We start from the raw sequence: 9,143 nt of genomic DNA on the forward strand, positions 1-9,143 counted from the left end.
CAGGTCGGTTTCCGGCGACCATGCCCGGCAATCCGCCACTAGCTTTCCCTGCACGAAGGTATCCCACGCGGCACCGGGTGTGACCCCAGGGGCCTTGGCCAGACAAAGGGCGCGGCGCATGAAACTCAAGGACCTTGAAATCTTCGTCGTCGCGCCGCCGTTCCCGGGCTGGGGCGGGCGCTACTGGATCTTCCCCAAGCTGACCACCGACACCGGCATCGTGGGCTACGGCGAATGCTACGCCTCGACTGTCGGCCCCAAGGCGATGCGCGCAGTGATCGAAGATGTCTTCGAACGCCACATGCAGGGCGAAAACCCCGAGAACATCGAGCTGATGTTCCGCCGCGCCTATTCTGCCGGCTTCACCCAGCGCCCGGACCCCACCGTGATGGGCGCCTTCTCGGGGCTTGAGATCGCCTGCTGGGACATCCTTGGCAAGGCGCGCAACCGCCCCGTCCATGCGCTGTTGGGCGGCAAGATGAACGACCGCATCCGCAGCTACACCTACCTTTACCCCGAGCCCGGCCAGGAATCGGCCGAGTTCTGGGTTGACCCCGACGCCGCCGCCGAGGCCGCCGTTCGCTTCATGAATCTTGGCTTCACCGCCGTCAAATTCGACCCCGCGGGCCCCTACACCATTCGCGGCGGGCATGAACCGGCGATGTCCGACATCACCCGCAGCGTCGCCTTCTGCAAAGCGATCCGCGCGGCGGTGGGCGACCGCGTCGACCTTCTGTTCGGGACCCACGGCCAGTTCACCACCCCCGGCGCGATCCGCATGGGCCGCGAGTTGGAACCCTACAACCCGCTTTGGTACGAAGAGCCGATCCCGCCCGACAACCTTCTGGAATTCGCCGAGGTCGCCAAATCCGTCCGCGTCCCCCTTGCGACCGGCGAACGCATGACAACCAAGGCCGAGTTTGGCACCCTCCTCCGCGCCGGGGGCGTCAAGATCCTGCAGCCCGCCTTGGGTCGCGTCGGTGGCATCTGGGAGGCCAAGAAAATCGCCGCGATGGCCGAGATTTTCAACGCCGAGATGGCCCCCCACCTTTACGCTGGCCCCGTGGAATGGGCCGCCAACGTCCACTTCGCCGCCTCGATCCCGAACCTGCTGATCGCCGAGACGATCGAAACCGGCGGCGCCTTCCACCAGAAGCTGATCAAGAACTCGATCAAGTGGGAGGACGGCTACATCATCCCGCCCGAAGCCCCCGGCCTTGGGATCGACTTCGACGAGGACGTCGCCCGCGCGCATCCTTACACCGGAACGGGCCTGCACCTGCAGATGCAGGAAGCGCCCTGCGACTACCGCCACGGCAACCGGTTTGAAGGAGGGGCGCCAAGCTCGATCACCTGACCACCATCCGTGGCAACGCCGTCCGAGTGGCTCGATGCCACGAGGACGGCTCCCTGTTCTGGAAAATGGCGGTGTCGGATGACATGGCGGGCCCAGGAGGACTCGAACCCCCAACCTCGGACTTAGAAGGTCCTTGCTCTATCCAGTTGAGCTATGAGCCCGCACCCCCTGCTTTTGCGACAGGGAAAAAGATCAGGCAAGCACCTTTGTCATGAAGACCGAGTTCGGATCGTCCCAGTAGCCTTCGAAGGGCGGGCAGTCCTGAAACCCCGCCCGGGCATAAAGCGCCCGCGCCGCGACGAAAGTGGGCTGCACCCCGGTCTCCAGCGACAACCGCGTGAACCCGTCCGCCCGCGCCTTGGCGACCAGATGGTCCAGCATCGCCTTTGACAAGCCGCGGCCCCGTGCCTCGGCCAGGACATGCATCGATTTGATCTCGGCATGGGTCGCGTCGATCCGTTTGAAGGCCCCCATCGCCAGGGCCTCGCCCGCGTCGCGCAGCACGAAGAACCGGATGCCGGGCGCGGCCAGCGCCCCCTTGTCCATCATGTGGATCGATTCGGGCGGCGTATCCGCGTGCATGTCCGCCGTGTGCCGCTGGAACAGCAGCTCCAGGTCCGGGGTCAGTGGGTGTTCTTCGGTGATCATGATCGGCATTCTGGTCCCTCCGCCGCTTTCCTGCCGCGCGACTTGGCAAGACACAAGCAAAACTCCGCCGGTCGGCATGCGGCATGGTTTTCCCCACTACCGCGGCGGTTGCGTCGTGCACTTTATGTCCCATCCGGAGGGTCATATGCGCGCGTTTGTCCTGATTGCCATCTGCCTTCTTGGTACCCCGCTTGCGGCTGAAACGCGTCAGCACGGGAACCTGATCTTCGATCTGCCGAAGGGCTGGGTCAGCGGGGGGACGAATGATGGCATCCTGACCTTGCGATCCGAACTGCCCGACGACGAATGCGAGTTCTGCGCGATCCGCGTCACGGCGGGGACCCTGACCGGTGGCAGGGTGGATACCTGGCTTGGCCAGCAGACGCGACGCTTCGTCGATCCCGACGAGACCGAGCCGCCGAAGATCACCCAGATCGTACCGCCCGAGGTCTTCAACCTGAAGGGCCGTCCGGGCGCGATCCTGGGCCAGACCGTCGACGGCGATCTGCAGATCCTGTTCGCCGTGCAGCTTTTCGGCCGTATGGAACTCGTTGCCTTCACTGCGCCAGCTTCTGACCCCGACGACATCCCTCCGGCCATGACCGTCTTCCAGCGCGACGTTGTTCCCATGCTGGAAGGCGCGCGGTTTGTCTCGGAAGGCGCAGAGCCTCTGATGCCACCGCCGGTTCCAGGCGACCTTGCGGGCGTCTGGTGGGGCACGAGCAACTGGTGGATGATGGGGATCGACGGCATGATGCAGATGCAGATCGACCACCACTGGCTGACCTTCTACCCCGACGGCACCTTCTACGACGGGACGCCTCCGACTGGCACCGTGCCCTTCGACCGGGCAGAGCTGCTGGCGCAGGGCGACATGGACTGGGGCAGCTACAGCCTGGACGGCGATACCCTGACGCTGCACTACGCCTCGGAAGAGGTGGAAAGCTTCGAGGTCTCGGACGACACGTTCCTGAAGGGGGATCGCCGGATGGACCCCATCGACCTTCTGGCCGATGGCACAAAGATCAACGGCGTGATCTCGACCATCTTCGCCACGGGTTTCACCCCGGGCATCGGGATGTCGGGTGGGGTCACGCGGATGACTGACACCACCTACAATCTTGACGGCACCTGGGTCTATGGCGCCTATGCCGGGGCCTCGGCGACGTTCGACAACGGCAGCGGGTTCTCCAGTGGGTCGGAACACTCTGAGGCTGGGCGCTATGAGGTAAAGGACGGGCTTGTCACCCTTTTCGCCGAGGACGGCAGCTTCGTCCGCTCCGACTACGTCTTCAAGGCTGGCGACACGATCTGGATCGGATCGGACATCCTGAAGTAGCGGTCAGTGCGTCCAGGCGCCCTTGCGGTCGGTGGCGAAATTCTCGCCATAGCCGCGGGCGCGGATCACCGGCTTGCGGGGTTTCGGTTCGACCAAGTCATAGGCGATGCCCTTTTCGGCCGCATAAGCCTCGGCCGCGGCGCGGGTCTCGAACTTCAGACGCACCTGGGACTGGGTATCGCTGGACGAGGTCCAGCCCATCAGCGGATCAACCTCGCGTTCCGAGGCGGGCGCATATTCCAGCACCCACTGGTGGGTCTTGGCAGAGCCGGACTGCATCGCGGTCTTGGCGGGCTGGTAGATGCGGGCGCGCATTGGAATCCTCCGAACGTCACCCGTATATCTCAATGCTTTGGGCAAAGCGCAAGCGGCAGAAAAGCCAGCATCTGAAAGGACTGTCGGTCGGCGTCTGGGAGGTGTGGGGTAGGGTCGACGCCGACCGACAGCTTCAGTTGCTGCTTGCAGAGTCAGTCTTGCGCAAGTCGCCGGGCAAATCAACCTAAAGTTGTATTCGTGGGCGGAAATTTTAAGGCTGGCGCTGCTGCAGCCGGATGATCCGATAGTTGTTGTAGCGCCGGAACGCCTCGGAGGTGCGGGTGGTGCCGGTCAGCCGCTGCATCAGGTTGTCGCGCCGCTTGCGGGACAGAAAGAGGCCGATGGCCTTGCCCAGCGCCCAATGCGCCTTGGGCCGCTTGCCGCGAATCTCGTCGGATACGCGTGTCACACCGTGACCGAGGACGTGAAACAGGCGTTGTTCCAGGTCGATCGACGGGGCGACGGCGTCGGTGATTTCTTCTTCGGCAGCGACGGTGAAGGCCGATGCGTCGACCGCCGCCCGAAACGCCGTCAGCTGATGCCCGCCGCCCGGCTGCGGGCCGATGGCTTGCCGGCCCTGATAGGCCTCGGTCCGGAAGCAGTCGGCAATCAGCACCTGCCCGCCCGGGCCCACAAGCCGCGCGCATTTCGGCAGGCTTTCGGACAGGGGGATGTACTGGAAGCTTTCCGAGAAAAGGCACAGGTCATAGGGACCCTGACCTTTGAACGCCTCGAAGGTGCATTCGTGGACGGTGGCCCCTTGCGCCGTCTCGCGGCACCGCGCGGCCAGGAAGGCCGAGGGGACGACAATATCGACGCTGTGCCCCAGGGCCAACAGCTTCTTCGCCGTCTCGCCCGCGCCACCGCCGATGTCCAGGATGCGCAACGGGCCTGCGGGCAGATAGCCGAACAGCTTGACCGTATAGGCGTCCTGCGCGGCCCGCAGGTTGCCTGCCGTCACCTCCAGCCCGGTCCACAGCCCGTAGTGCAGGTTCTCGGCCCCGGTCAGCCAGCGGATGAACGCCAGCCCCACATCCAGCCCCACGGCCCGCGTATCGATCTTGTCTGCCATCACTCACCTCTGGTGGGCCGAGCCTTAGCCGCTTGCCCCGCTTTCGGCAACGGTTTCGCCCCATGACGCCGGATCACCGCTTGAACTGGAACAAAAACGGATCAAATCTGTCTCTCCCCCGACTCCCCGAGAGGCGAACGATGCCGCACAACAACAGCAATGCCCTGACCGAGCGGCCCGATGTCCTGACCAAGCCCAAGCTGGAAGGCGGGCGTCGCTTCGTGCTGTCGACCCCGTTCCAGCCCGCAGGCGACCAGCCGACAGCGATCCGCGAGTTGACCGCCGGGGTTCTGGCGGGCGACCGCGACCAGGTCCTGCTGGGGGCGACGGGGACGGGCAAGACCTTCACGATGGCCAAGGTGATCGAGGAAACCCAGCGTCCCGCCATCATCCTTGCGCCGAACAAGACGCTCGCCGCGCAACTCTACGGCGAATTCAAGGGGTTCTTTCCCGAGAATGCCGTCGAATACTTCGTCAGCTACTACGACTATTACCAGCCCGAAGCCTATGTCGCCCGCACCGACACCTATATCGAGAAGGAATCCCAGATCAACGAACAGATCGACCGGATGCGCCACTCGGCCACCCGGGCGCTGCTGGAACGCGACGATGTGATCATCGTGGCCTCGGTCTCGTGCATCTACGGCATCGGGTCGGTCGAGACCTACTCGGCGATGACCCAGGACCTTGTCGTCGGCCAGATGTACGACCAGCGCAAGGTGATGGCGGAACTGGTGGCCCAGCAATACCGCCGCCTGGAGACCGCCTTCCAGCGCGGCGCTTTCCGGGTGCGGGGTGACAGCCTGGAAATCTGGCCCGCCCACCTGGAAGACCGCGCTTGGCGGTTCAGCTTCTTCGGCGAGGAGTTGGAGTCGATCACCGAATTCGACCCGCTGACCGGTGCCAAGACCGACAGCTTCCAGCAGATCCGCATCTACGCGAACTCCCACTACGTCACCCCGCGTCCGACGCTGGCGCAGGCCACCAAAGGCATCAAGGATGAGCTGTTCCACCGCCTGAAACAGCTGACTGGCGAGGGCAAACTGCTGGAAGCGCAGCGTCTGGAGCAGCGCACCAACTTTGACCTGGAAATGCTGGAGGCGACCGGGTCGTGCGCCGGGATCGAGAACTACTCCCGCTACCTGACGGGGCGCGCGCCGGGCGAGCCACCGCCGACGCTGTTCGAATTCATCCCCGACAATGCCATTGTTTTCGCAGACGAATCCCACGTCTCCGTCCCGCAGATCGGCGGCATGTACAAGGGCGACTTCCGGCGCAAGATGACCCTGGCCGAGCACGGCTTCCGCTTGCCCAGCTGCATGGACAACCGCCCCCTGAAGTTCGAGGAATGGGACGCGATGCGCCCGCAAAGCGTCTTCGTCTCTGCCACCCCCGCGGCGTGGGAGATGGAGCAAACGGGGGGCGTCTTCACCGAACAGGTCATCCGCCCCACGGGCCTGATCGACCCCCAGGTCGAAATCCGGCCAGTGGAAATGCAGGTCGACGACCTTCTTGACGAGATTCGAAAGGTCGCCGCCCGTGGCCTTCGGACCCTCGCGACGGTCCTGACCAAGCGCATGGCCGAGGACCTGACCGACTACCTCCACGAACAGGGCATCCGGGTGCGCTACATGCACTCTGACATCGACACCATCGAACGCATTGAAATCCTGCGCGATCTGCGGCTTGGGGCCTTTGACGTGCTGGTCGGCATCAACCTCTTGCGCGAAGGTTTGGACATTCCGGAATGCGGGCTGGTGGCGATCCTGGACGCGGACAAGGAGGGCTTCTTGCGCTCGGAAACCAGCCTGATCCAGACGATCGGCCGGGCCGCGCGGAACAGTGAAGGCCGGGTGATCATGTATGCCGACCGGATGACGGGGTCGATGGAACGCGCCATCGGCGAGACGAACCGCCGCCGCGAAAAGCAGATCGCCTACAACATCAAGCACGGCATCACGCCGGAAACGGTAAAGAAGAACGTCGAGGATGTCCTGTTCGGGACCTGGGAGGGCGACACCGACCAGGCGCGGATCACCACCAAGATCGACAAGCCGATGGTCGGCAAGAACCTTGCGGCCCACCTCGACGCGCTGCGCCTTCAGATGCGCAAGGCGGCTGAGAACCTGGAGTTCGAGGAAGCCGCCCGCCTGCGCGACGAGGTCAAGCGGCTGGAGGCGGTGGAACTGGCTGTCGCCGACGACCCCTTCGCCCGGCAGGAGGTGATCGAGGAAGCAGTGGAAGAGGCGGTCAAGATGGCGGGACGGTCGACTGCAGGACGGGCGGGGCAGCGGGGCGGCAAACGCTCCCGCCGGGGGCGGTAGGCGTACCGATGATCGGAAGGTGGGCGAATCGCCCACCCTACTTCAGGACCAGGCTAGTTGGCGGCGAAGTCCCGGCAGGACCTGCCGGCAGATAGTTCAATTTGCACGATGCAGCACCGCATAAGTCTGGGGGCCTGTTGCCCTTTGCAGGCAGAGCCGTAGGGTGAACGGCCGATCAGCCCGCTTACGCCACAGCCCGTAGGGTGGGCGATTCGCCCACCTTCGTCCGCAGATCGCGGTGAAGCGTCGAAAACGGCCAGTCCTCTACCTGGGCGACCAGGCCATGCCGGACCGGATCGCTGAGGCAATAGGCGATGGCACGGCGTTCCTCGTCGGGGTCGCGGATCATGTGCTCCCAGAACCGCCGTTGCCAGAGACCGGCCTCCCGCTTTTCCGCCATGCTGGGCGACTGCGCGCCGCGCAAGCCAGAAGCGTGGGTGAAGCGTCCCTTGATCTTCTGCCAGCGGCGGGAAAAGTCGGCATCCCCGGGCGGCAGCGTCCAGACGGCGTGGATATGGTCCGGAAGGACCACCATCGCCTCGCACCGGATCGGCTGTTCGGCCGCGGTGACGCGGTAGGCTTCGCGCAGAAGGTCGATGCGGTCGGTCAGTGCCGTCCCGCCCCGTTCGGCCAGGTTGACGGTGAAGAACCAGGTGGCACCGGGAACGCGCAAGCGGCGATAGTTCGGCATGGGCTGCCCTTTCAAGGGGGTTCCGGGCGTAGGGTGGGCGATATCGCCCACCCTACGGGTCATTCGATCAGGACGATGTCTTCGGCCTTGGAGCCGGTCAGGGTGGAGGTCAGGGCGCGGCAGGTAACAACCTCGCTCTCCCTTTCCTCCCAGTAGCGAGGGTCGGCCAGCACGGCCTGAGGCAGGCGGTCCTTGTTGAACATCCGCCGCTTCTGGCGCTTGACCGTGATCTCGTACCGGTTCGACCGCAGCCGCGCGCCCGGCTTCAGGAAACCGTCGCGCAAAGCATCGGCACGGTCCTGCAACCGCCGGATCTCGGCCTTCAGCCGCGCGAATTCGTCCACCGGGTCCATCGGCACCTCCGCTCTTTCCGGCAGTTTCGCTGGAAGGAATTGCAGTGCGGTTAACGCGCAAGGGAACAGGTGCCGCCGACCGGCGTTGATCCCTCAACACCAATGCAGGAGACCTCATGCCCCACCCCATCCGCATCGGAGTCGGCGGCTGGACCTTCGATCCCTGGCGCGGGACCTTCTTCCCGGATGATCTGCGCCAGGCCGACGAGCTGCGCTTTGCCGCCCGGGCGCTGACCGCGATCGAGGTCAACGGCACCTTCTACCGCACCCAGGTCCCCGCCACCTTCCGCAAGTGGGCGCGCCATGCGCCCGAGAGCTTTGTCTTCACCCTGAAGGCCCCGCGCTATGTCTCCACCCGCCGGAAGCTGGCCGAGACGGGCGATCAGGTCCGCCGGTTCCTGGGGTCAGGGCTGGAGGAGTTGGGGCCGAAGCTTGGTCCGATCAACTGGCAGCTGCCGCCGACCCGGGTCTTCGACTGCGCCGACCTGGCTGGCTTCCTTGACCTTTTGCCTGACAGCCTGAACGGCCTTCCCCTGCGCCATGCCATCGAGGCGCGGCACGACAGCTTCCGCTCCCCCGCCTTTGCCGCCCTGCTGTCGGACCGCAAGATCGCCATCGTCCGGGCAACGGACGGCCCCCATCCCGAGATCGACGCCGATACGGCCCCCTTCGCCTACATCCGCCTGATGGGCACCCGCGAGGGCGCGCCCCAGGGCTACCCGAAGGACGAGCTTGACCGCTGGGCCACCCGACTGCGCCGGATCGCCAAGGAGCGCGAGGTCTTCGCCTTCGTCATCTCGGGGCACAAGGTCGCGAATCCAGCTGCCGCGCAAGCGCTTCTGCAACGGCTTGCTTGACGCCACACTATTCCGGACCATCTCACCGACCATGCGCATGCTGATCGCCCTTTGTCTTGTTGCAGCCCCTGCTTCGGCTTGGGAGTTCACCGCGACTCCCGTCTGCACGATCACGCATGACACACCGTGTCTTGCGCTGCGCATCACCTTCGACCCTTCGCAACCGCAGCCCTATGCCATCGCATTG

General features: G+C 64.9%; 9 protein-coding genes and 1 tRNA gene. 4 read left to right on the forward strand and 6 right to left on the reverse strand.

Annotation, left to right across the window (positions count from 1 at the left end; translation table 11 throughout):
* Nucleotides 1-118 precede the first annotated feature (118 nt).
* The gene (locus U1E69_RS05915) at nucleotides 119-1,357 is read left to right on the forward strand and encodes a mandelate racemase/muconate lactonizing enzyme family protein (protein ID WP_322243439.1); all 1,239 of its coding nucleotides are present in this window, start codon (nucleotides 119-121) and stop codon (nucleotides 1,355-1,357) included.
* A gap of 84 nt (nucleotides 1,358-1,441) precedes the next feature.
* On the opposite strand, the gene U1E69_RS05920 is transcribed toward U1E69_RS05915, so the two are convergent.
* Together U1E69_RS05920 and U1E69_RS05925 are read right to left on the reverse strand one after the other, a co-directional pair.
* A tRNA-Arg gene (locus tag U1E69_RS05920) sits at nucleotides 1,442-1,518 on the reverse strand.
* Between the two features lie 31 nt (nucleotides 1,519-1,549).
* Entirely contained in the window at nucleotides 1,550-2,014 is a 465-nt protein-coding gene (locus U1E69_RS05925) for a GNAT family N-acetyltransferase (RefSeq protein ID WP_322243440.1), read from the reverse strand.
* A gap of 136 nt (nucleotides 2,015-2,150) precedes the next feature.
* Between U1E69_RS05925 and U1E69_RS05930 the strand changes: the two genes are divergently transcribed.
* Entirely contained in the window at nucleotides 2,151-3,344 is a 1,194-nt protein-coding gene (locus U1E69_RS05930) for a hypothetical protein (RefSeq protein WP_322243441.1), read from the forward strand.
* Nucleotides 3,345-3,347: 3 nt separating this feature from the next.
* Here the strand turns inward: U1E69_RS05930 and U1E69_RS05935 are convergent, their stop codons facing one another.
* Nucleotides 3,348-3,659, reverse strand: coding sequence for an ETC complex I subunit (locus U1E69_RS05935; protein WP_322243442.1), 312 nt, complete (start codon nucleotides 3,657-3,659; stop codon nucleotides 3,348-3,350).
* A 211-nt stretch (nucleotides 3,660-3,870) separates the two neighbouring features.
* Nucleotides 3,871-4,731: a class I SAM-dependent methyltransferase gene (locus U1E69_RS05940; RefSeq protein WP_322243443.1), complete on the reverse strand. Its 861-nt coding sequence runs from the start codon at nucleotides 4,729-4,731 to the stop codon at nucleotides 3,871-3,873.
* Between the two features lie 140 nt (nucleotides 4,732-4,871).
* Here U1E69_RS05940 and uvrB point away from each other — a divergent pair, with 140 nt between their 5' ends.
* Entirely contained in the window at nucleotides 4,872-7,055 is a 2,184-nt protein-coding gene (gene uvrB, locus U1E69_RS05945; protein ID WP_322243444.1) for an excinuclease ABC subunit UvrB, read from the forward strand.
* A 184-nt stretch (nucleotides 7,056-7,239) separates the two neighbouring features.
* On the opposite strand, the gene U1E69_RS05950 is transcribed toward uvrB, so the two are convergent.
* A complete protein-coding gene (locus U1E69_RS05950; RefSeq protein ID WP_322243445.1) occupies nucleotides 7,240-7,746 on the reverse strand; it encodes an REP-associated tyrosine transposase in 507 nt (168 codons plus the stop codon).
* A 59-nt stretch (nucleotides 7,747-7,805) separates the two neighbouring features.
* Nucleotides 7,806-8,099, reverse strand: coding sequence for a hypothetical protein (locus U1E69_RS05955; protein WP_322243446.1), 294 nt, complete (start codon nucleotides 8,097-8,099; stop codon nucleotides 7,806-7,808).
* 116 nt (nucleotides 8,100-8,215) lie between these two features.
* Here U1E69_RS05955 and U1E69_RS05960 point away from each other — a divergent pair, with 116 nt between their 5' ends.
* Nucleotides 8,216-8,956 carry a DUF72 domain-containing protein gene (locus tag U1E69_RS05960; RefSeq protein WP_322243447.1) on the forward strand — a complete coding sequence of 247 codons (741 nt, stop codon included), beginning with the start codon at nucleotides 8,216-8,218 and terminating at the stop codon, nucleotides 8,954-8,956.
* Nucleotides 8,957-9,143 lie beyond the last annotated feature (187 nt).

Origin of the sequence: Tabrizicola sp., from assembly GCF_034366665.1 — a bacterium.
Taxonomy (GTDB): domain Bacteria; phylum Pseudomonadota; class Alphaproteobacteria; order Rhodobacterales; family Rhodobacteraceae; genus Tabrizicola.

Excerpts from the sequence above, each read along its gene's own strand:
- U1E69_RS05915 (WP_322243439.1), top strand. The coding sequence starts at position 119 with ATGAAACTCAAGGACCTTGAAATCTTCGTCGTCGCGCCGCCGTTCCCG.
- U1E69_RS05925 (WP_322243440.1), bottom strand. The coding sequence starts at position 2,014 with ATGCCGATCATGATCACCGAAGAACACCCACTGACCCCGGACCTGGAG.
- U1E69_RS05930 (WP_322243441.1), top strand. The coding sequence starts at position 2,151 with ATGCGCGCGTTTGTCCTGATTGCCATCTGCCTTCTTGGTACCCCGCTT.
- U1E69_RS05935 (WP_322243442.1), bottom strand. The coding sequence starts at position 3,659 with ATGCGCGCCCGCATCTACCAGCCCGCCAAGACCGCGATGCAGTCCGGC.
- U1E69_RS05940 (WP_322243443.1), bottom strand. The coding sequence starts at position 4,731 with ATGGCAGACAAGATCGATACGCGGGCCGTGGGGCTGGATGTGGGGCTG.
- uvrB (WP_322243444.1), top strand. The coding sequence starts at position 4,872 with ATGCCGCACAACAACAGCAATGCCCTGACCGAGCGGCCCGATGTCCTG.
- U1E69_RS05950 (WP_322243445.1), bottom strand. The coding sequence starts at position 7,746 with ATGCCGAACTATCGCCGCTTGCGCGTTCCCGGTGCCACCTGGTTCTTC.
- U1E69_RS05955 (WP_322243446.1), bottom strand. The coding sequence starts at position 8,099 with ATGGACCCGGTGGACGAATTCGCGCGGCTGAAGGCCGAGATCCGGCGG.
- U1E69_RS05960 (WP_322243447.1), top strand. The coding sequence starts at position 8,216 with ATGCCCCACCCCATCCGCATCGGAGTCGGCGGCTGGACCTTCGATCCC.